General features: G+C 72.5%; 19 protein-coding genes and 1 riboswitch. Of the genes, 7 read left to right on the top strand and 12 right to left on the bottom strand.

The genetic code is table 11. The annotated features are described in order from the left end of the window. Positions 1 to 63: 63 nt before the first annotated feature. Positions 64 to 444 (bottom strand): plectin, encoded by a 381-nt coding sequence (locus EDD29_RS10595; RefSeq protein ID WP_123664223.1) that lies wholly within the window; start codon positions 442 to 444, stop codon positions 64 to 66. A 162-nt stretch (positions 445 to 606) separates the two neighbouring features. On the opposite strand from EDD29_RS10595, the gene EDD29_RS10590 reads away from it, so the two are divergent. Both EDD29_RS10590 and EDD29_RS10585 read left to right on the top strand, forming a co-directional pair. Continuing rightward, positions 607 to 1164 (top strand): TetR/AcrR family transcriptional regulator, encoded by a 558-nt coding sequence (locus EDD29_RS10590; RefSeq protein WP_246052689.1) that lies wholly within the window; start codon positions 607 to 609, stop codon positions 1162 to 1164. A 272-nt stretch (positions 1165 to 1436) separates the two neighbouring features. Continuing rightward, positions 1437 to 1640 carry a DUF5999 family protein gene (locus EDD29_RS10585; protein WP_123664222.1) on the top strand — a complete coding sequence of 68 codons (204 nt, stop codon included), beginning with the start codon at positions 1437 to 1439 and terminating at the stop codon, positions 1638 to 1640. 90 nt (positions 1641 to 1730) lie between these two features. Here EDD29_RS10585 and EDD29_RS10580 read toward each other — a convergent pair whose 3' ends face one another. The 3 genes from EDD29_RS10580 to gcvP all read right to left on the bottom strand — a co-directional run bounded on the left by EDD29_RS10580 (position 1731) and on the right by gcvP (position 6507). Then, complete coding sequence (locus tag EDD29_RS10580) at positions 1731 to 2324, bottom strand: alpha/beta hydrolase family protein (protein ID WP_123664221.1); 594 nt, start codon at positions 2322 to 2324, stop codon at positions 1731 to 1733. 228 nt (positions 2325 to 2552) lie between these two features. Next, entirely contained in the window at positions 2553 to 3329 is a 777-nt protein-coding gene (locus tag EDD29_RS10575) for a tetratricopeptide repeat protein (protein ID WP_246052687.1), read from the bottom strand. Positions 3330 to 3642: 313 nt separating this feature from the next. Continuing rightward, complete coding sequence (gcvP, locus tag EDD29_RS10570; protein WP_123664219.1) at positions 3643 to 6507, bottom strand: aminomethyl-transferring glycine dehydrogenase; 2865 nt, start codon at positions 6505 to 6507, stop codon at positions 3643 to 3645. Between the two features lie 147 nt (positions 6508 to 6654). Next, a riboswitch (glycine riboswitch) is annotated at positions 6655 to 6750 on the bottom strand. Between the two features lie 198 nt (positions 6751 to 6948). Between gcvP and EDD29_RS10565 the strand changes: the two genes are divergently transcribed. Beyond that, complete coding sequence (locus EDD29_RS10565) at positions 6949 to 9357, top strand: lysylphosphatidylglycerol synthase transmembrane domain-containing protein (protein WP_246052685.1); 2409 nt, start codon at positions 6949 to 6951, stop codon at positions 9355 to 9357. A gap of 16 nt (positions 9358 to 9373) precedes the next feature. Here the strand turns inward: EDD29_RS10565 and EDD29_RS10560 are convergent, their stop codons facing one another. From EDD29_RS10560 to EDD29_RS10530, 7 genes are all read right to left on the bottom strand, one after another. Then, complete coding sequence (locus tag EDD29_RS10560; RefSeq protein WP_211359638.1) at positions 9374 to 9967, bottom strand: MerR family transcriptional regulator; 594 nt, start codon at positions 9965 to 9967, stop codon at positions 9374 to 9376. 267 nt (positions 9968 to 10234) lie between these two features. Then, positions 10235 to 10711 carry a bifunctional nuclease family protein gene (locus EDD29_RS10555; RefSeq protein ID WP_123664218.1) on the bottom strand — a complete coding sequence of 159 codons (477 nt, stop codon included), beginning with the start codon at positions 10709 to 10711 and terminating at the stop codon, positions 10235 to 10237. Between the two features lie 146 nt (positions 10712 to 10857). Next, a complete protein-coding gene (gene ftsR, locus EDD29_RS10550) occupies positions 10858 to 11520 on the bottom strand; it encodes a transcriptional regulator FtsR (protein WP_211359637.1) in 663 nt (220 codons plus the stop codon). After that, positions 11517 to 12050 (bottom strand): FHA domain-containing protein, encoded by a 534-nt coding sequence (locus EDD29_RS10545; protein ID WP_123664216.1) that lies wholly within the window; start codon positions 12048 to 12050, stop codon positions 11517 to 11519. Before EDD29_RS10545 ends, ftsR begins: the two co-directional genes overlap by 4 nt. A 210-nt stretch (positions 12051 to 12260) precedes the next feature. Further along, positions 12261 to 14759 carry a mannose-1-phosphate guanyltransferase gene (locus EDD29_RS10540; protein ID WP_123664215.1) on the bottom strand — a complete coding sequence of 833 codons (2499 nt, stop codon included), beginning with the start codon at positions 14757 to 14759 and terminating at the stop codon, positions 12261 to 12263. Then, positions 14756 to 15361: a cardiolipin synthase ClsA gene (clsA, locus tag EDD29_RS10535; RefSeq protein WP_123670399.1), complete on the bottom strand. Its 606-nt coding sequence runs from the start codon at positions 15359 to 15361 to the stop codon at positions 14756 to 14758. Before clsA ends, EDD29_RS10540 begins: the two co-directional genes overlap by 4 nt. Before the next feature lie 150 nt (positions 15362 to 15511). Further along, positions 15512 to 16009 carry a hypothetical protein gene (locus tag EDD29_RS10530; protein WP_148085921.1) on the bottom strand — a complete coding sequence of 166 codons (498 nt, stop codon included), beginning with the start codon at positions 16007 to 16009 and terminating at the stop codon, positions 15512 to 15514. Between the two features lie 149 nt (positions 16010 to 16158). Between EDD29_RS10530 and ppk2 the strand changes: the two genes are divergently transcribed. Further along, positions 16159 to 16950, top strand: a complete 792-nt coding sequence (ppk2, locus tag EDD29_RS10525) for a polyphosphate kinase 2 (protein ID WP_246052683.1) — start codon at positions 16159 to 16161, stop codon at positions 16948 to 16950. Here ppk2 and EDD29_RS10520 read toward each other — a convergent pair. Further along, entirely contained in the window at positions 16947 to 18605 is a 1659-nt protein-coding gene (locus EDD29_RS10520; protein ID WP_123664213.1) for a SulP family inorganic anion transporter, read from the bottom strand. The genes ppk2 and EDD29_RS10520 overlap by 4 nt on opposite strands. Before the next feature lie 131 nt (positions 18606 to 18736). Between EDD29_RS10520 and EDD29_RS10515 the strand changes: the two genes are divergently transcribed. The 3 genes from EDD29_RS10515 (at position 18737) to EDD29_RS10505 (ending at position 21629) form a co-directional block, all read left to right on the top strand. After that, a complete protein-coding gene (locus tag EDD29_RS10515; protein WP_246052681.1) occupies positions 18737 to 19582 on the top strand; it encodes a polysaccharide deacetylase family protein in 846 nt (281 codons plus the stop codon). Between the two features lie 107 nt (positions 19583 to 19689). Further along, complete coding sequence (locus tag EDD29_RS10510) at positions 19690 to 21096, top strand: MFS transporter (RefSeq protein ID WP_211359634.1); 1407 nt, start codon at positions 19690 to 19692, stop codon at positions 21094 to 21096. Continuing rightward, positions 21093 to 21629 (top strand): TetR/AcrR family transcriptional regulator, encoded by a 537-nt coding sequence (locus EDD29_RS10505; RefSeq protein ID WP_246052679.1) that lies wholly within the window; start codon positions 21093 to 21095, stop codon positions 21627 to 21629. Before EDD29_RS10510 ends, EDD29_RS10505 begins: the two co-directional genes overlap by 4 nt. Positions 21630 to 21634: the final 5 nt, after the last annotated feature.

The raw sequence follows: 21634 nt of genomic DNA, 5'->3' as shown, positions 1-21634 counted from the left end.
AGAGTTCCGGCCGCTGTGCCACCTTGGGCGGCCAGCGTGCCGGAAAACCCCGCCTATCTCCTTTTAGACCCTTTCCAGGGCCCGAAAGGAGAGCTTGTGCGTCTCGCGGGCCGTCCGCAGCCGGTCCAGCTCCTCACTGTAGGGGCGGACGGACACCTTCGCCCTGGCCTTGCGCCGGGAGATCTCGGCGGCCCGGGTGGTGCCGTAGGTCTTGGGCCCCATGGCGACGCGCTCGGCGGCGGCCGCCGAGGCGATGGCGTCCACGAGGGCGGTTTCCAGGACCCCGGCCAGCTCGCGCCGGCCCGCGGAGTCCGGGGCGCCCGCGGCGAGGGCCGCCCGCGCCTCCTCCACGGCCGCGACACGGCCTGCGTGCTCCCCGGCGAGCTGCTTGTCGGCGGCGTACAGTGCCGCGTCGTCAGGGCTGATGCGACGTCCGAAGACCATGGGTCTTTCCTTTCCGCAGGTACTCGCGGCAGCCTACGCCGCCGCGTGACGCCGGGCACATCCGCCCGGCGGGATTTTCCGCGCCGCGCGCCCCGCCCGGCCCCTTTACGCAGTAAGGTTCCTTCGTGATCACCCTAGCCCCGACCCCTTCAAGGAGCGCCGTTGAGCCCGCGTGAGCCGCTGACCCGCGACCGGATCATCGAGGCAGCCCTGCACATCGTCGACGGCCAGGGCCTCGGCCGCCTCACGATGCGCCGCCTCGGCGACGCCCTGGAGGTCGAGGCGATGGCGATCTACCACCATCTGCCGCGCGGCAAGGAGGAGCTCCTCGACGGCCTGGTCACCCACGTCGGCGTCCTGCACGCCGACACCCGGCCGCTCGGCGCCGACGACTGGCGCGACCGGATCAGGTCCTGGGCCGAGGCCTACCGCGCCCTGCTCGTCGACCACGCGGGCGTCCTGCCGCTGCTGGTGACCCGGCGCAACCCCGCCGCCCTGGCGACGACGGCCCGCTCGATCGCCGAGGTGCTGCGGCTGGCCGGCTTCCTGGAGTCCGCCGCGCACAGCGCGGCCCGGACCCTCCTGGCCTTCCTCATCGGCCACGCCGCCCTCGAGGTGCGCGGCCGGGAGCTGGCGACGCCCGAGCCCGTCGACTGGGACCGGCAGTTCGAGGAGAGCCTCGAGGTCCTGCTCTCGGGGATGCTCACCGCGCTGCTGTGACGCCGGCGCGGCGCCCGTTCCCCGTCCTTGCCAAGAGGACATGATCTTCTGTCCAGGACGGGCAGCCGCCCGTTTCCTCCGGGATAGCCGCGGGAAGGATCGGTCCACGTCGATCAGCGGACGCCGCCGCGCGGGCGCGGCGGCTCAGATGTCGATGCCACAACAGTCCCATCGGGCTATGTCCCGGCGAACGCGAACCGTTGCAGACTGGTACGCGTCCAACGTGACAGATCACACACGCCCATTCGAGAGTGAGAACCGGAGGCACGCCGATGTGCCCGCACCAGCCGTCCTGTCCTTCTTCCGACGGACCGACCCGCGACGCCGCGCGGACCTTGGCCAGCCACCCCGAGCAGGGGTGGAGCCTGCTGTGCAACGGCGTTGTGCTGTTCGACGACACCGGTGAGCTGCTGCCTGACGGGGGGATCGTGGCGCCGCACCGGCCCACCGACCTGCACGCCCCCACCGCGGCCTGAAGCGCGGGGACTAGTCCTATCGGGTGATCACCGGGCTTCGGGGGAAACGTCCCTCGAAGCGCCGCCTTCCGGCCCCGCCAGCGGTCGGCCTCAGCTCCGCCAGCGCCGGAGCCATGGTTCGGCCGCCGCTCCTACCCGGGCGGGGTCCTTGTGCAGATCGTGCCGCTCCCCCGCCAGGACGACGACCTCGGCCGCGTCAGCGGGGTCCGGCACCCCGAACGGGTCGCGGTCGCCGTTGACGACCACGACCGGCACCTTCGCCTCCCGCAGCTCCGCGGCCCGGCTCTTCTCCGGCTTGCCCGGCGGATGCAGCGGAAACGCCAGCGCGAGCACCCCCACCGCCCCGGCTTCAACGGCGGTCCGGCAGGCCACCCGCGCCCCGTTGCTCCTCCCGCACTGAACCAGCGGCGCCTCAGGCCACTTCGCCCGCACCACGGCCACCGCCTCCAGCCAGGCCGCGTCCTGCTTGGCCGCGTTGCCCGGCGCCCGCCGCCCCGCCAGCCGGAACGGCTGCGTCACCCGCGCCACCCCGGCACCCAGCCCCAGCGCCACCTCCCGCACCGCCGCGAGATCCGGCGCGTCCACGGTCCCGTTGGACCCGTGCGTCACCACCACCACGAGCCCCGGCTCCGCCGGACCTTCCAGCAAGATCTCAGCAGTCCCCGCCACGGTCTCGATCCGCATCACGCCATCCTCCCATGATCACCCCGCCCCTCCCCGCCACGCCGGCCGCTCCCCGACGGCCGAACCCGCAGGACCGCGCTCCCCCGTCGCCGGGAAATGGTCCGGCGCGGCCCATCGTCACCGGCGATTTCCAGAAGCTCGATCGTGCCGCGGGCGGCGCGGGGCCGCCCCGCGATACGGCCGTCCGGAGGGGCGATGCCCGCCCGGGTGGCGGGCCGAGGCGGCGGGTCAGGTGTCGCGGTGGAGACGGGCGGTTATCTGGTCGTGGAGGTGGGGGGTGGCCAGGCCGGCGCGCCAGACGGAGTCGGCTTCGGTGTCGCGGCCTCGGAGGGAGAGGGTGCGGGCCAGGAGTTCGATGCCCAGGGGGGCCACGTCGGGGGCGTCGGTGGACTCGACGGCGGCGGTGAAGGCGCCGATGGCCTGGTCGAGGTGGGTGAGACCGATCAGGACGGCCAGGCGGGCGTAGGCGTAGCCGCCGGGGTCGACGGCCCGGAGCGCGTCGGCGAGGATGCGCTGGGCGCGGGAGGCTCGGCCGTCCTCGAGGAGACGCTGGGCGAGGTCGTGCGCGGCGACCGGCGCGTACTCGGCGTCGCCGGTCTCGATGACCCGCTCCCACCAGGAGATCGCGGCCTCGGTGTCGCCCGTGTCGTCGGCGAGCTGGGCCAGGGCCAGGCAGGCGGCAGGCAGATAGGCCGGGTGCTCGGAGGAGACGACGATCCGCCAGGCCTCGGCGGCGCCTCCCGGCTCGCCCGCCCGCTCGTGCGAGAGGGCCAGGTGGTAGGCGGCGCGCGGCGCGTACTCGGGATCGCCGGTCTCGATCGCGGTCCAGTCGGCGCGCCGGGCGCCCTCGGTGTCGCCCAGGTCGTCCAGGACCACGGCCAGGCCGAGCGCGGCCTGCGCCCGGTCGGCCGGCGCCGGGGAGTCGGCCAGCGCCTCGGTGAACAGGGTCGCCGCACCGGTCAGATCACCGGTCTCGGCCATGCGATGTGCCTGCGCCAGGGTCAATCCGGGGCTCCTCACGGCCGGGGACGCAAGCCAGACCCTACCGATCCGGCCGATCCCGCGGGGCGGGACACGACCGGATAAGGAAAGATCACCCGAATTGATTGGCCGATCCCGCGTTCACGGCCGCCCCTCACCCCGTCCGCCCTAGGCGGCTACCGAGACACGGCATCGGCCGGTTCGGGCGCTTGAGATCCCGCCGCCCGCCCCTTCGGCCCTGGGGGCCACGGGGCAGGCGCCGGGGCGCCCCTCACCCGACCGGTGGCCGGCTCGTGGGGAAGTCCCCCGCCTTGGAAGGGCGGGGGCGGCCGGGTCGTCAGTCCTCGAAGGCTTCGGGGGGCGGGCAGGAGCAGACGAGGTTGCGGTCGCCGTAGGCCTGGTCGATGCGGCCGACGGGGGACCAGTACTTGTGGGCGCGCAGGGAGGGGAGGGGGTAGGCGGCCTCTTCGCGGGTGTAGGAGTGCTTCCACTCGTCCACGAGGAGGGTCTCCGCGGTGTGGGGGGCGTTGCGGAGCGGGTTGTCCGCCGTGTCCCACTCGCCCGTGCCGACCTTGTCGATCTCGGCGCGGATCGCGATCAGCGCGTCGCAGAAGCGGTCGAGCTCGGCGAGGTCCTCGGACTCGGTCGGCTCGATCATCAGCGTCCCGGCGACCGGGAACGACAGGGTCGGGGCGTGGAAGCCGTAGTCGATGAGCCGCTTGGCGACGTCCTCGGCGGTGACGCCCGTCTCCTTGGTGATCTTGCGCAGGTCGGCGATGCACTCGTGCGCGACGAGGCCGCCCTGGCCGGTGTAGAGGATCGGGAAGTGCGGGGACAGGCGGCGCGCCACGTAGTTGGCGGCGAGCACGGCGACCTCGGTGGCCCGACGCAGGCCCTCGGGGCCCATCATCGCGATGTAGGTCCACGGGATCGGCAGGATGCCCGCCGAGCCCCACGGGGCCGCCGAGATCGGGCCGACGCCGGTCTCCGGGCCGGCCTCCGGCCGCAGCGGGTGGCTGGGCAGGAACGGCGCGAGGTGCGCGCCGACCGCGACCGGGCCGATGCCCGGGCCGCCGCCGCCGTGCGGGATGCAGAAGGTCTTGTGCAGGTTGAGGTGCGAGACGTCCGCGCCGAACTCGCCGGGACGGGCGAGCCCGACCAGCGCGTTGAGGTTGGCGCCGTCCACGTACACCTGGCCGCCCGCGGCGTGCACCGCCGCGCAGATCTCGGTGATGCCCTCCTCGTAGACGCCGTGCGTCGACGGGTAGGTCACCATGATCACTGAAAGGTTCTCGGCGTGCTTGTCGAGCTTGCCGCGCAGGTCGTCGAGGTCGACGTTGCCCGCGTCGTCGCACTTGACGACGACCACGCGCATCCCGGCCATGACCGCGCTCGCCGCGTTGGTGCCGTGCGCCGACGACGGGATCAGGCACACGTCGCGGTGGCCCTCGCCGCGCGAGGCGTGGTAGGCCCGCACCGCGAGCAGCCCGGCGAGCTCGCCCTGCGATCCCGCGTTCGGCTGGACCGACACCTTCGCGTAGCCGGTGATCTCCGCGAGCCAGCCCTCCAGCTCGGTGATCAGCTCGACGTACCCGGCGGCCTGCTCGATCGGCGCGAACGGGTGGAGGTTCGCGAACTCCGGCCAGGTGATGGGCTCCATCTCCGTGGTCGCGTTCAGCTTCATCGTGCAGGAGCCGAGCGGGATCATCGACCGGTCGAGGGCGATGTCCTTGTCCTGGAGGCGGCGCAGGTAGCGCAGCATCGCCGTCTCCGACCGGTGGGCGTGGAAGACGGGGTGGGTGAGGAACGCGTCGTCGCGCAGCAGGCCCTCGGCGAGGGTCCGCCCGGACGGCTCGACCAGCGCGACCGCGCGGCGGAAGCTCCGCTGCTCGATCGCCTCGAGGAGGTTCTGGAGGTCGTCCTCGGTGGTGGTCTCGTCGAAGGCGACGGCGATCGTGTGCGCGTCGACCTGGCGGATGTTGTAGCCCGCCCGGCGCGCGGCGGCCACGGTGGTCTCGGCCGGAGAGGGCACCCGGATGGTGAGCGTGTCGAAGTAGTCCTCGCCGACGACCTCGAAGCCTTCGACGTCCTGGGCGGCGATCGACGCGGCGAAGGTCGCGGCCCGGTGGTGGACGCGGCGGGCGATCGCGGTCAGGCCCTCGGGGCCGTGGTAGACCGCGTACATCGAGGCCATGACGGCGAGCAGCACCTGCGCGGTGCAGATGTTGGAGGTCGCCTTCTCTCGCCGGATGTGCTGCTCACGGGTCTGGAGCGCGAGCCGGTAGGCGGCGCGGCCGCCGGAGTCGACCGACACGCCGACGAGCCGGCCGGGCAGCTGCCGCTGGAGCTCCTCGCGGACCGCCATGTATCCGGCGTGCGGGCCGCCGAAGCCGAACGGGACGCCGAAGCGCTGCGCGGACCCGACGACGATGTCGGCGCCGCACGAGCCCGGCGACTTCAGCAGGGTCAGCGCGAGCAGGTCGGCCGCGACGACGAACTGGGCTCCGCGCCCGTGCACGGCGTCGGCCAGCGGCGCGAGGTCGCGGACCGCGCCGGACGCGCCGGGGTACTGGGCGAGCACGCCGAAGATCTCGCCCTCGGGCAGCGCCTCGGACAGGTCGGCGACGACGACGGGGATGCCGAGCGGCAGCGCCCTGGCCCGGATGACCTCGACGGTCTGGGGCAGCGCGTCGGCGTCGACCACGAACGCGCCCGGCTCCTTGCGCCGGGTCGCGCGGAGCGCCAGGGCCAGCGCCTCGGCCGCCGCGGTGCCCTCGTCCAGCATCGACGCGTTGGCGACGTCGACGCCGGTCAGGTCGGACACGACGGTCTGGAAGTTCAGCAGGGCCTCGAGGCGCCCTTGGGAGATCTCCGGCTGGTACGGGGTGTAGGCGGTGTACCAGCCCGGGTTCTCCAGGACGTTGCGCAGGATGACGCCCGGGGTGATCGTCCCGTGGTAGCCGAGGCCGATGTAGGAGGTGAGGACGCGGTTGCGCGAGGCGATCTTGCGCAGCTTCGCCAGCGCCTCGGTCTCGCTCAGCGGCGCGGGCAGGTCGAGCGGCCGGGCGGTCCGGATCGAGGCGGGGACCGCCGCGTCGGCGAGCGCGCCGAGATCGGCGAAACCGACGGCGGCCAGCATCTTCTGCCGATCGGCGGGCGAAGGACCGATGTGGCGGTCGGAGAAGTTCGTCTGGGCGGTCATCCCGGGGCCTCCAAGGCGCGGTACAGAGGTGCGGAGGGGTCGTTGAGACCCGCGCTCCCCCTCTGTCATGGAACCTGAGAGCTTCGCCACGCGCAGGACGCATGGTTTTCACCTTCGGTGGGGCACATGCCCGCTTTCCAGAGGCGCCTCACCCGAACGGTCCGTTTGCCTGAGAGGTTCCGGGGACGTTGCTCCTTCGGCGCTCCGCGCCGGCTTGCGCGAAGTCTCTCCCGCCAGGGGTCGACAGCCCGGCCAGTGTACCTTGTGCACGATCTCACCGGCGTCGGCGGCCCCGGCGCGGGAGATCATCGCCGACCGGCGGGGGCCGGGCGCACGGGGTACCGCGCACGCGGGCGGCGAACTCATCCGGAGGTCTGATCACTGCTGGACGGAGGGCTACTAACCTTGGGCGGTGCGGGGAAACGGGAGGACGGTGACGACGTGGTGAAAACGCAGGGCGCGACTGCCCTGGAGCCTCCGCTCGACCTTCCCGAAGGCGCCGAGGTCGATGAGCCGCCGTTTCCGTCGCGGATCCGCAATCAGGGCGATCTCATCAGGGCCCTCGCCTGCCTCATAGGCATCGGTCTGCTTCTGCTCCTCCCCTCGTTCGCCACCCAGACCACGACGGGTCTGGAGAGCGACGTCACCCGGGGCACCGAGCAGGCGCCGCACTTCCTTCTGAGCCTCGCCAGCCTGACCGCGGGCTTCGGCGTGCTGGCGGTCCCGCTGGTGTTCGCCGCCGACCGGGTGATCCGCCGCGACGGGATGCGGATCGTGGTCGGCCTCGCCGCGGCGATCGCGGCGCTCGGCGCGGTGGTCGCGCTGGACGCGTGGATCGAGCACGCCGCGCCCGCGATCATCACCAACGCGCTCGGCTGGACCAAGACCGGGCAGACGCCCGTCCCCGCCGACCTGACGCCCGTCATCGCCTATGTGACGGCGATCCGGCTGGCCGGCCGGCCGCGCTGGCAGGCCGTCATGTGGGGCACGATCGCGCTGGCCGGCCTCGCCTCGCTCGTCGCGGGCAACACCACGGCGCTGGGCCTGGTCGCCACCTACCTGATCGGCAGGCTGACGGGCTACCTGACCCTCTACGGCCTCGGCACGCCGAACCCGCGCCCGCCCGGCACCGCGGTCCTCGCCGCGCTGGACCGGCTCGGCCTGCGCCCGGTCAAGGCCACCCGGATCGACGACGGGACGCTCGACCGGCGCAGCTACCTGGTCCGCGCCCGCACCCGCGACCTCGACGTGGTCGTGCTGGACCGCGACCAGCAGACGTCGGGCCTGCTCTACCGGGCCTGGCGGGGCCTGCGGCTGCGGGCCAACCAGCCGCGCCGCACCCTGCGCTCGCTGCGCCGCTCGCTGGAGCAGGAGTCGCTGCTGTCCTACGCGGCCACCGCGGCGGGCGTCCGCACGCCCCGGCTCGTGGCGACCTCCGAGGTCGGCACCGAAGCCGCCCTGCTGGCCTACACGCACGTGGACGGCGTCGCGCTGTCCGACCTCCCCGACGAGGAGGTCACCGACGAGCTCCTGATGGGCATCTGGCGCCAGCTGAACCTCCTGCACCGCCAGCGCATCGCCCACCGCGGCCTGGACGGCTCGGCGGTCCTCGTCTGCGAGGGGCGGCCGTGGCTCGTGGCGCTCGGCGGCGGCGAGATCGCCGCGGGCGAGCTGCTGGTGCGGATCGACCAGGCGCAGCTGCTCACCACCCTCGGCCTGCGGGTGGGCGCCGAGCGCGCGGTGCGTACCGCCTCGGAGATGCTGGGCGCCCAGTCGCTCGGCGGGCTGGTGCCGCTGCTCCAGAAGGTGGCGCTGTCCCGGGAGACCCGCGCGGCGCTGCGCCGCGATGGCAAGCTGCTGGGCGCGCTGCGCGAGGAGATCCTGCGGTCCTACCCCGAGATCGAGGTCGAGGAGGTCCGGCTCGAGCGGTTCCGGCCGCGCACGATCTTCAGCATCGTCGGCGCCACCATCGCCGCCTACGTCCTGGCGTCGCAGCTGAGCGGGCAGGACCTCGGGCATCTCGCCGCGACGGCAGACTGGCGCTGGGCGGCCCTGGCGCTGGTGGCCTCGGGCGTGTCGTTCGTGGCCGCGGCGCTGATGGTCATGGGGTTCGTGCCGGAGCGGCTGCCGCTGTGGCGGAGCGTGGCCGTCCAGTTCGCCGCCTCGTTCGTCAAGCTCGTCGCGCCCGCCGCGGTGAGCGGCATCGCGATCAACACCCGCTACCTCCAGAAGATGGGGGTGCGGCCGGGCCCCGCCGTGGCCAGCGTCGGCGCCTCCCAGCTCACCGGACTGGTCATCCACATCCTGCTGCTGCTGGTGATGGGCTTCCTGACCGGCTCCAGCCGCCCTGACGCCGAGTTCGCGCCGTCCAAGACGGTCATGCTGGTGCTGCTGGCCGTCGCGGCGGTCGCGGGCCTCCTGGCGGCCGTGGGGCCCGTGCGCAGGATGGTGACGAAGCGGCTGCGGCTGATGTTCTCCGGGGTCGTCCCGCGGCTCGTGGACGTTCTCCAGGATCCCCGCAAGGTCGCCACCGGCCTGGGCGGCACCCTGCTGCTCACCGTCGCTTTCGTGGTCTGCCTGGACGCCTCGATCCGCGCGTTCGGCGGCTCGCTCGCCTGGACCGCCGTCGCGGTGGTGTTCCTCACCGGCAACGCCATCGGCTCGGCCGCGCCGACCCCCGGCGGCCTCGGCGCGGTGGAGACCGCGCTGATCTTCGGCCTGACGGTCGCGGGCCTGCCGGTGGAGACCGCGACCTCGGCGGTGCTGCTGTACCGGCTGCTGACGTTCTGGCTGCCGGTGCTGCCCGGCTGGGCCGCCTTCCACCACCTCCAGCGCACGGACTCGCTCTAGCGCCGGAGGGGTGGGCTCAGCCCGTCTTGCGCTCCCTGCGGCGGGACAGCTCGTCGGCCGCGGAGCCGGGCGCGGCGCTCTCGGCGGGCAGCGCGGCGAGGCTGCCCTCGACCTCCTGCCAGACCCGGCCGAGCGCTATGCCGAAGACCCCCTGGCCGCCCTGGAGCAGATCCACGACCTCGTCCGGGCTGGTGCACTCGTAGACGCTGACGCCGTCGCTCATCAGGGTGATCTGGGCGAGATGCTCCACGCCCCGGTCGCGCAGGTGGCTGACCGCGGAGCGGATCTGCTGGAGCGAGACCCCGGTGTCCAGAAGCCGCTTGACGACCTTGAGCACGAGGATGTCGCGGAAGCCGTACAGCCGCTGGCTGCCGGAGCCGTGCGCGGGCCGCACGCTGGGCTCGACCAGCTTGGTGCGCGCCCAGTAGTCGAGTTGCCGGTAGGTGATCCCCGCCGCCGCGCACGCCGCCGGCCCGCGGAACCCCACCTCGTCGGAGAGCCGGGACGGCATACGGACGCCTCCATCGAACAGCAGGCCCTGCTCCCCGGCCGCCCGGGAGGCGAGCCGACGTTCGCGGTCCACCTTGTCCTCGCCGCTGCTCACCGCCACGCGGACCTCCGGCTTCTGTCATCCTGCGGTCATCCCGGCAAGGGGGTTTGCCGGAAATTCACCACGGGTGCTCCACCAGCACGGTAGGTGCCGGTCAGGGCATGGTCAACGTTCGCCGTCGGCGCGTCGCAAGGCGGATGTATCGCCTTCACGTGCACAAACGACTTGGTATCCGCTCCCTCTCTTCCCCTACCCGCGGGCGCGGGTGTGGGAAACGGCCATGACACCTGTCAGGACCGGTGAAAGGTCACGGGACTTCCACGGCGCCTAAGCGCCGCCCTTCTCGAAGTCCTCGGGGGAGATGTTGTCCAGGAACTCCCGGAACTTCTCCACCTCGTCCTCTTGTTCGTCGGGCATGGACACGCCCGCCGACTCCAGTACGTCCTCGCTGGCGAAGATCGCCGATCCGGTGCGCAGCGCGAGCGCGATCGAGTCCGACGGACGCGCGCTGACCTCCGTGCCGTTGGAGAACACCAGGTCGGCGAAGAAGATCCCGTCCCGCAGCGCGGTGATGTTCACCGTCGTCAGCGCGACGCCCAGCGCCTCGATCACGTTCTTGAACAGATCGTGGGTGAGGGGCCTCGGCGGCGGCTGGTTCTCCGACTGCGCGACGGCGATGGCGGTGGCCTCCACAGCCCCGATCCAGATGGGCAGATACCGGTCCCCGCCGACCTCCTTGAGCAGCACGATCGGCTGGTTGGTGGGCACTTCGACCCTTACGCCGACGACCTCCATCTGCTTCACGGCGGCTCCCTGCGTCAGGCGGTCCTATGTCACAAACTACACCTTCCGGAACCGACTCCGCGGAACCGGCCCCGCCGGCCGGGGCGCCCCGGCACGACCGGGCCCTCGGACCCCCCGCTGCCGGGCCCACAGGAGCACGTCCGGGGTCATCGGCCGAGGCTGTCGCGCAGCCCGGCCGTCACGAGCGCGGTGTGCAGCGCCAGCACGAGCTCCGACAGCTCGTCGGCGGTCCGCCCGGCCTCCTCGTGCGCGCCGGGGGCGCGCCGTTTCAGCAGGGGGGCGATCATCTGCTCGACGAGGTCGAGCTCCCGCTCGGCGGCCGCCTTGATCACCCGCAGATGCCGGGCCTCGAGGCCGAACGGGGCGAGCAGGCCCGCGGTGCGGGCCACCGTCAGCGCCTCGGAGCCGAAGCCCCCCGCGTTCCGCCGGACCAGCCCGTAGGCCTCCAGCTCCTCCAGGAGCGACTCGTCGATCCCCGTGGCGTCCAGGAGCTGGCGGCGGGTCAGCGCGACCTCCGCCGACGGCTGGGAGTCGGCCGCCACCAGCGTGCGCGGCGGCCTGGACTCCAGCTGCTCCTTGATCACCCGCAGCGGCAGATAGCTGTCGCGCTGGGCCGCCAGGATGAACCGCAGGCGCTCCACATCGGCGTGGCTGAACTTGCGGTAGCCCGCCGGGGTGCGGTCCGGCTCGATCAGGCCCTCGGCCTCAAGGAACCGGATCTTCGACGGGGTGACGTCCGGGAACTCGCCCTGTAGGCGCGCCAAGACGTCCCCGATCGTCATGTACGCCCGGGCGGCGCTGCTGCTCACCCGTGCTGTGGGTTGGTGAGGAAAACGAGCCGGAACTTGCCGATCTGCACCTCGTCCCCGCCGTTCAGCGCCACGCTGTCGATCCGCTCGCGGTTCACGTAGGTGCCGTTGAGGCTGCCCACGTCGCGGACGGAGAAGCCGCCGCCGTGGCGGGTGAACTCGGCGTGCCGGCGCGAGACCGTCACGTCGTCGAGGAAGATGTCGCTCTCGGGGTGCCGGCCCGCGGAGGTGCGCTCCTTGTCGAGCAGGAAGCGGCTGCCGGCGTTGGGGCCGCGCCGCACCACGAGCAGTGCGGTGCCGAACGGCAGGGCGTCGACGTTGAGCTGGTCGGAGCCGCCCTCCTCGGTGGAGGGTGCCTCGGGGATCTCCAGTCCGTCGGTCAGCCCGCTGATCGAGATCGTCGAGGTCGACTCACCGGGGGTCTCCGGAGCCGGGTGCACGCTGCGCACCAGAGGGGTGCCGCAGTTGGAGCAGAAGCGGGCGCCATCGGGATTGGCGTGACCGCACTGGGTGCAGTAGACGCTCGGCATCGATCGGCTCGGCCTCCTACCCTCGGCGGGTCCCCCTGGACCACGCCCCACAAAGAACACTTACCGGCGAACGCTACCCTCCGCCATGATCGGCGGTCTACGCCGCCGCGCGGTGGGGCCCTCCGGAAAGCCTGTCAGGAAGACCGTACCGCGCGGACGGCGGTCGCGGAGCCCCCGGTGATCGAATTACCGGTCCCGGGGGCGGGATTTTCAGCTTCCGGCGGCCTCTACGACCGCCACCCACTCCTCCAGGAGGGTGCGGGCGGCCGCGTCGTCGGGGCCTTCGGCCCACAGGTGCGTGACGGCTTCGGCGGGATCGGGCAGGACCAGCGCCCACCGCCCGTCCGCCTCCACCACCCGGACGCCGTCGGTGGTGTCGACGGTCCGGTCCCCCGCGGCCTCGACCACGTGCCGCATGACGCTGCCCTTGGCCGCCCACGGGGTGGGCACCGAGGCGCGCAGCAGGTGCGCGTCGGGGATCCGCTCGTCGATCTGGGAGAGCGTCATGCGGGTCCGCGCGACCAGGCCGGTGAGCCTGACGAACGCGGCGACGCCGTCCACGGTGTGGCTGAACTCGGGGAAGACGAACCCGCCGCGGCCGTCGCCGGCGAAGATCACCTCGGGATCGGCCGCCGCCTTGGTCAGCACGTCCTGGTGGGTGGTGGTCCACCGCACCCGGACGCCGTGCGCCGCGCAGACGCGTTCGGCGACCCGCGTGGTGGTCACGGGCAGCGCGACCGTGCCGGAGCGCCGCTCGGCCGCCACGAGGTCGAGCAGGACGAGCAGGGCCCGGTCGTCGGAGATCGGGTCGCCCTTCTCGTCGACCAGGCTGATCCGCTCCCCCACCGGGTCGAACCTGACGCCGAAGGCCGCGCCCGAGGACGAGACGATCGCGCCCATCGCGGCGAGCGCCTTCTCCCGGGTGGCCGGGGTCTCGGTCGGGTTCAGCTCGTCGAGGCGGTTGTTGAGGGTGAGGACGTCGACGCCGACCTTGGTGAGCAGGATCGGCAGGACGTTCGCGGTGACGCCGCCCGCGCAGTCGACGACGATCTTGAGCCCCGCCTCGTCGATGCCGGACATGTCCATCTGGCGGACGAGGTCGCGGCTGTAGCCCTCGACGGTGCGGGTGGGGTAGCTGAGCTCCGCGATCTCCCCGGGGAAGGCGCGGCGGAACTCCTGGCGGCCGAAGACCCGCTCCAGCTTGCGCTGGGCGCCCTGGGAGAGGTCGGCGCCCGTCTCGTCCAGGAACAGGATGTCCACGCTCTCCGGGTCGCCCAGGGTGGTCCTGATCACGATGCCGCCCGCGCAGTCCTCCCGGGCGGTCTCGAAGCGGGCCACGGGCAGCGCGCACGCCTCGAGGTCCTCGACGTTGATCGCGCCGGCCGTCAGCGCGGCGATGACGGCGCGTTTGAGCGTGCGCGCGGCGCGGGAGGCGTCGCGCGCGGTGATGACGGTGGCGCCCTTCTTGAGGCTCGTGGCGTAGGCGCTGGTCAGCCGGACGGCGAGTTCGGGGGTGATCTCGACGTTGATCAGCCCGGAGACGCCGCGCGGGCCGAACAGGTTGCGCTGGCCGCGCGACTCCCAGATGACCGAGGTGTTCACCACGGCCCCCGCCTCGATGGTCTTGAACGGGTAGACCTTGACGCCGTGGGCCAGGTACGCCTCGGCCTCGATGACGCACTCGTCGCCGACGATCCCGTTCTCCTCGACCCGCGCTCCGGCCATGATGTCGGTGTTCTTGCCGATGACGCAGCCGCGGAGGTTCGTGGACGGGCCGACGAAGACGTTGTCGTGGACGACGGCCCTGTGCAGGAAGGCGCCCTCCTTGACCACGACGTTGCTGCCGAGCACGGTGTACTCGCGCAGTTCCGTCCCGGCCTCGACCTTGGCGTAGTCGCCGATGTAGAGCGGGCCCTTGAGGACGGCCCCGGGATCGACCTCGGCGCCTTCGGCCACCCAGACGCCCGGGGAGACCTCGAACCCGTCCATCTCCACGTCGACCTTGCCGGAAAGCATGTCGGCCTGGGCCTTGAGGTAGCTCTCGTGGGTGCCGACGTCCTCCCAGTAGCAGTCGGCGACGTAGCCGAACAGGGGGGCGCCTTCGGCGAGGAGCCGGGGGAAGACGTCGGAGGACCAGTCGACGCTCTCGCCGGGGGCGACGCGCTCCAGGACCTCGGGCTCCATGACGTAGATGCCGGTGTTGACGGTGTCGGAGAACACCTGGCCCCAGGTCGGCTTCTCCAGGAAGCGCTGGATGCGGCCCTCGTCGTCGACGATGATGATGCCGAACTCCAGCGGGTTGGGCACCCGCTTGAGCCCGATGGTCACCAGGGCGCCGTTCTCCTTGTGGAACCGCACCATGTCGGTGAGGTCGATGTCGGTGAGCGCGTCGCCGGAGATGACCAGGAAGCGGTCGTCCTTGAGCGCGTCCTCGGCGTTCTTGACGCTGCCCGCGGTGCCCAGCGGGATCTCTTCGGTGGCGTACTGGAGGCTCATGCCGAGTTCTTCGCCGTCGCCGAAGTAGTTGCGGATCAGCGCGGCGAGGAACTGGACGGTGACGACGGTCTCGGTGAAGCCGTGCCGTTTCAGGAGCCGCAGCACGTGCTCCATGATCGGTCGGTTGATGACGGGGAGCAGAGGCTTGGGCTGGTTGGCGGTCATGGGACGCAGTCGCGTCCCCTCGCCTCCGGCCATCACGACGGCCTTCATGGGGCTGGTGCGACTCCCTCGTTCTCGGCGCCCGCTCGGGGGGGCAGCGCTCGGATGAGTTGTCGTGCCTGTTGGGTGTAAAGGACGGCGGCCCACCAGTAGAGCGCGGTGCCCCAGAGGGCCCACGCCCATCCGACGACGCGCGCGGCGGTCGCCGCGGCGCCGTCGTGGTCCCCCCACAGGAGCAGGGGGAAGGAGTAGAGGAGGCACATGGTCGCGGCCTTGCCGACGAGGTGCACCGGCAGGCCGGTCCAGCCGTGCCGTTTGACGACGACGAGGACCAGGCCCATGTAGACCTCGCGTGCGGCGAGGCCCGCGACCAGCCACCAGGGGATGATCCCCCGGACGGTGAGGCCGACGAGCGTGGCGAGGATGTAGAGCCGGTCGGCGGCGGGGTCGAGCAGGGTGCCGAGCCGGCTGGTCTGGTTGAGGGCCCTGGCGAGTTTGCCGTCCGCCCAGTCCGACAGCCCCGCCAGGACGAGCAGGCCGATGGCCCATCCGTCGTTCTCGGCGAGGACCAGCCAGAAGAAGAGCGGAACTCCCAGAAGACGGGCGAGACTCAGCGCGTTCGGCACCGTGAAGATCCGGTCCCTCGTCTCCACCAAGACGTCCCACCTCCTGAACCGACCTTACCGGGCGGTTGATCGAAGCCCCCTGACTGGATCGCTCCAGCGTGCCGATGATGGCAGGTATGACACACTTCACATTCACCGGGCCGTCAACTCGCCAGTCGGAGGGCGCCCGACGGCGGGTCAGCCGCGCCCACCTGCGCCGGGCTCCACCGCGAGGCCCCCGGCCCGGTCGTGGACCCGGTCGTGGGCGAGCAGGCAGAGCATGACGAAGAACGCGATCCCGCTGTAGACGATGACATGTATGAGGGACGGTCCGACCGATTCGGGCGGGATGGCCGTCGTGCCGCGGTAGCCGGCCAGCGCCCCGGCCACGCAGATGAGGGCGCCGATCAGGCAGGCCAGGAGGACGCGGCGCTGCGCCCGCCTCCAGCGCGCGGCGTCCCGGTGGACGGCGAGGCCGTAGACCGCGGAGAGGACCAGCACCGCGGCGTTGACGGTGCCCCAGGCCAGCAGGACGAGGTAGGCGAACATCGCCGAGCCGAACTCGATGCCGGTGCCGGGGGTCGGCGGGCCCGTGACGTCGTCCATGGGCAGGACGACGTAGCTCACGCAGGCGAGCACGAGTTCGATCCCCCCGGCGAGGGCCAAGAGGCTCATCGCCAGTCTCGCGCTCCGCATGCCTCTCCCCTCGACCGCCCGCCCTACGCAAAGCGTAGTCGTTACATCACCACTTGTGGCGCAATGCTCCACCAAAGCGTCACAAAAGGACCGGATCTTGGACGGCCTCCGTCCCCGACCGTCCCATCCGTATGCCGATAATGGGGATCATGGCGAAGAAGCTCCCGCGTGAGACGTACGACCGCGAGATCCTCCGGCTCCAGGCCGAACTCGTGAAGCTCCAGGAGTGGGTGAAGGCCGAGGGCGAGCGGGTCGTGATCGTCTTCGAGGGCCGCGACGCCGCGGGCAAGGGCGGCGCGATCAAGCGGGTCACCGAGTACCTGAGTCCCCGGGTCGCCCGGATCGCGGCGCTGCCCAAGCCCACGGACCGCCAGCGCACCGAGTGGTACTTCCAGCGGTACGCGGCCGAGCTGCCCGCCGCCGGGGAGATCGTCCTGTTCGACCGGAGCTGGTACAACCGGGCGGGCGTCGAGCACGTCATGGGCTTCTGCACGCACGAGGAGTACTCGCGCTTCCTGCACCAGTGCCCGATCTTCGAGCGGCTGCTGGTCGAGGACGGCATCCTGCTGCGCAAGTACTGGTTCTCGGTGAGCGACGCCGAGCAGCAGAAGCGCTTCGAGTCGCGTCTCGATGATCCGATGCGGCGCTGGAAGCTGTCCCCGATGGACCTCGAGTCGATCACCCGCTGGGAGGAGTACTCCCAGGCCAAGGACCAGATGATGCTCTACACCGACATCCCCGAGGCGCCCTGGTACGAGGTCGAGAGCGACGACAAGAAGCGGGCGCGGATCAACATGATCTCCCACCTGCTCTCGACGATCCCCTACTACGAGGTGCCTTCGCCGCAGATCGAGATGCCGAAGCGGCCCGCCCCTACGGGGTACGTCCGGCCGCCCCGGCAGACCACGGTCGTCCCCGACGCGAGCCGCGAACTCGATTAGGCGCCGTCCCGGGCCGTCCGCTCGGTGAAGGCGCCGACGGCGGTCGGGAGGGTCGGGAAGATCAGGTCCGCTGGGATCACCTCGAGCAGCCCGAACCTGCGGAGGTCGCCGAGCAGGTCCTGCTTGACGTGCGCGAGGGCCAGCACGATGCCGCGCCGCGCCAGGTCGGCGGCGAGGTCGCCGAGCGCCTCCAGGGCCGTGCTGTCGACCTCGATGATCGCCTCGGCGTTGAGCAGGAACCAGGCGGGCCGCTCCGCGGGGGCGTCGGCGGCGGCCAGCGCGCGGCGGCGGAAGTCCTCGGCGTTGGCGAAGAACAGCGGCGAGTCGTACCGGTAGACGACGAGGCCGGGCACCGTCTCCGCGTCGGGGAAGTCCGCGACGTCGTGCATCCCGGCGAGTCCGGGCACCTTGCCGAGGACCGCGGCGCGCGGGCGGGCCACCCGGCGCAGCAGGTCGAGCACCGAGAGCCCGATGGCGACGAGGATGCCGTAGAGCACGTCGAGGAAGAGCACGCCCGCGACCGCCGAGAGCGCGAGCAGCAGTTCGCTGCGCCGGAACGCGGCGAGCCTGCGGAACCCGGCGAGGTCGACGAGCCGGGCCGCGGCGTAGACGACGAGCGCGCCGAGCGCGGCCTTGGGGAAGGCCGCGAGCAGCGGGTTCAGCACCAGCAGCACGGCGCCGACGCAGGCGAGCGCCACCAGGGAGAACGCCTGGGTGCGGGCGCCGGCGGCGGCGGCGAGCGCGGTGCGGCTGCCGCTGCTGCTCACCGGGAAGCCCTGGAAGAGCCCGGCCCCGGCGTTGGCGGCGCCGAGCGCGACGAGTTCGGCGTTGCCGTCCGCGCGCCTGCCGCCGGGCGTCTCGAAGGCGCGGGCGGTGAGCATCGTGTCGGTGAAGGAGACCAGCAGGACGCCGAGCGCGGCGGGCAGCAGGACCGCGGCGTCGGAGAGGTCGGGCAGGGAGGGGGCGGGCAGCCCGGCCGGGACCTCCCCGACGACGGCGATGCCCCGCTCGTCCAGGGCGAAGACGGCGACGGCCCCGGCGGCGAGCAGGACCGCGAGCAGCGGCCCCGGCCAGTGCGGCCGCCACCGCTGGAGGGCGAAGAGGAACCCGAGGCAGGTCAGGGACAGCGCGAGGGTGCCCGGGTGGACCTGGGTGATGTTCCCGGCGAAGGAGACGACCTCGGCGACGACGCCCTGGCCCTCGACCGGGACCCCGGTGACGCGGGAGAGCTGCCCGGAGACCATGACGACGGCGACGCCCGCGAGGTAGCCGACGAGGATCGGGTGGGAGAGCAGGTCGGCGACGAACCCGAGCCGCAGCAGCCGGGCGGCGAACGCGAGGAGGCCGGTGCACAGGGCGAGCCCCGCGGCGAGGGCCGCGTAGCGCGCCGGATCCCCGCCGGCCAGGGGCCCGATGACGACCGCGGTCATCAGCGCGGTGGTCGCCTCGGGGCCGACCGAGAGCCTTTCGGACGACCCGAAGAGCGCGTAGGCGACGAGCGCGGGGAGCATCGCCCACAGGCCCGCGACGGGCGGCAGGCCGGCCACCGCCGCATAGGCCATGACCTGCGGAACGAGGTACGCCGCGACGGTCACGCCCGCGGCGGCGTCGCCCCGGAGCCATTCCCGGCGGTATCCCCGCCACCACTGCGACATCCGGCGATCATCCCAAATACCCGGCCTTTCGGACACCCGGCCGACCCGCGCGCGCCGCCTGGTTTTCCAGGCCCGGCATCGGGCAGTGTCCGTCCTGCAAACGATCTTCATTGGGCGTTCGGGGGCGGTAGATGAGGAAGCTCGCGGTGGCGGTGACGGCCGCGCTCGCGCTGGTGGCGGTGCTCGTGCTCGGGGCGAGTGTGGCCATCGGGATGGCGGGGCTCGGCGTCGTCGCGGTCGTCGGCGACGTCCACCTGCTGCCGGAGGGCCCGGCCCCGGGCGCCGGGGGCAGGTCGGTGGTCCCGGTGATCGCCGCGGACGCCGAGGCGCGCCGCGGCCTCCCCCGCACCGACGCCTATCCGCACGACTGCGCGGTGGCCAAGTGCGTCGCGCTGACGTTCGACGACGGCCCCGGCCCCTACACCGCGGAACTGCTGAAGACGCTGAAGGACGAGAAGGTCAGGGCGACCTTCTTCGTGCTGGGCGAGAAGGTCGCCGAGAATCCCGACGTGCTGCGCGCGACGGCCGAGGCGGGGCACCAGATCGGGAACCACACCTGGGACCACCGCGACCTCACCCGGCTGGACGCCGCGGCCGTGCGGTCGGAGCTGACCCGGACGTCAGATCTCGTCCGCCAGGTCGCCGGGGTGCGCCCGTCGGTCATGCGGCCGCCGTACGGGTCGAGCGACCGGAAGGTGGCCAAGGAGCTGGAGGCGCTCGGGCTGCCGGAGGTCACCTGGACGATCGATCCGCAGGACTGGCGCGGCCTGTCGCGCGACGCGGTCGCCGCGAAGGTGCTGAAGGAGGTCCAGCCGGGCGAGATCGTGCTCCTGCACGACATCAAGCGGGACAGCGTGCGGGCGGTGCCGCGGATCGTCGCGGAGCTCAAGAAGCGCGGCTATGTCTTCGCCACGGTCTCGGAGCTGCTCGCCCCGGCCGTCGTGACCCCGGGCGTCCAGTACCGCGGTCTGCTCTGACGGCCTTCGCACGGCGCGCCCGGCCTCCGTCCCGGAGACCGGGTGATGAGACACAGCTCACCCGGCTTTTCCCCGGCCCGCGGGTGAACATATGTTTACCTTGATGGGTGAACAGACGTACACCCCCCATCACCACGGTTCTCGCCTCCTCGGGCACCGTCGTCGCGCTGATGCAGACGATCACCGTCCCGATGCTGCCGACCCTGCCGGAGATCACCGGGAGCGCGCCCGCGGACGTCAGCTGGGTCGTCACCGCGACCCTGCTCAGCGGCTCCGTCGCCACTCCGCTCCTCGGCCGCGCGGGCGACATGTACGGCAGGCGGCGCGTCCTGCTCTGGGCGCTGGCCGTGGTGGTCGTCGGGTCCCTGGTCTGCGCGCTGTCCTCCATGCTTCCGCTGCTCATCCTCGGCCGGGCCCTCCAGGGCGTCGGCCTCGCCGCGACCCCGCTCGGCATCAGCATCCTGCGCGACGAGCTGCCGCCCGAGCGGGTCGCCGGAGGGGTCGCGCTGATGAGCGCGACCATCGGCATCGGCGCGGCCATCGGACTGCCGATCGCCGCGTTCGTCATCGAGTACGTGAGCTGGCACGCCATGTTCTGGGTGTGCGCGGTCGCCGCCTTCGGCGTGCTGCTGCTCGTCCGCTGGGCGGTGCCGGAGTCGCCGCGCGCCGCGCACCAGCGGTTCGACTACCCGGGCGCGGTCGGGCTGACCGCGATCCTGGTGTGCCTGATGCTGGCGGTCACCAAGGGCCCCGACTGGGGCTTCACCGCGCCCTCGACGCTCGGCCTCGCCGGCGCCGCCCTGGTGCTCGCGCTCGTCTGGGGCCGGTACGAGCTGCGCCGTCCCGCGCCGCTGCTCGACCTGCGCGTCGCGGCCCGGCCCGCGGTGCTGCTGGCCAACCTCGCCGCGCTGTTCGTCGGCTTCGCCTTCTACGCCAACTCGCTGTCGACCGCGCAGCTCGTGCAGGAGCCGGAGAGCACCGGCTACGGCCTCGGCCTGTCGATCGTGGCGGGCGGCCTGTGCCTGCTGCCCGGCGGCCTGGCGATGGCGTTCCTCGCGCCGGTCTCGGCGCGCCTCACCAACCGGCGCGGCGCGAAGACCACCGTCGCCCTGGCCTCGATCGTGATCGCGCTAGGCTATGTGGTCCGATACGCCGCGAGCCACGTCCTGTGGTCGATCATCCTGGGAGCCACCGTTGTCGCCATCGGCACCGCCCTGGCCTACTCCGCGCTCCCGGTGCTGATCATGGGCGCCATCCCGGTCAGCGAGACGGGCGAGGCGACGGGCGTCAACACGCTCATGCGGATGGTCGGGCAGGCCGGGTCCAGCGCGATGAGCGCCGCGGTGCTCAGCCACCTGGTCATCGGCGGCGATCCCAGCCTCGACGCGTACCTGCTCATCTTCCTCATCGCCGGCGCCGCCGCGGTCTGCGCCCTGGTGCTCGCGCTGATGGTGCCTCGCCGCCCGCTCGCCGTGCGCGCCCCCCTGGTCGAGCCCGTCGCGGAGCCCGCGTGAGCGACTCGGGCCGCACCGCGATCCTGCGGGCCGCCCGCCGGGCGTTCGCCTTCCACCCGTACGACATGGTGACGCTGCGCGCCATCGCGGCCGAGGCGGGGGTGAGCGCCGCCCTCATCGTCAAGCACTTCGGCGGCAAGGAGCAGCTGTTCGAGGCGGTCGCGGACTTCTCCGGCGACGTCGAGGCGCTGCTCGCGGTCCCGCTCGCCGACCTCGGCCGCCACCTCGTGGAGACCGCGGTCATGGTCCGGCACCGGGACCTGCCCCCGCCGCTCATCCGGGTGGTGTTCGGCATCGGCGCGGGCGACGAGCGGGAGCTGCTGCTGCGCCGCTTCCGCGAGCAGGCCACCGACCGCCTCGCCGCGCTGCTCCCCGGCCCGCGCGCGGCGCTGCGCGCGGAGCTGGTGTGGGCGCAGTTCCTCGGGCTCAGCACCGTGCTGAGCCTGCACAAGCAGGGCGCGATCATGGCCGCCGACCCCGCCGAGGTCATCGGCCGGTACGCCCCGGCCGTCCAGGCGCTCATCGACGGCTGACGGAC

The sequence above is a fragment of the Actinocorallia herbida genome, from assembly GCF_003751225.1.
GTDB classification, from domain to species: Bacteria; Actinomycetota; Actinomycetes; order Streptosporangiales; family Streptosporangiaceae; genus Actinocorallia; species Actinocorallia herbida.
The sequence above is the reverse complement of the archived record's forward strand: the minus strand, read 5'-3'. Positions and strand labels throughout refer to the sequence as shown.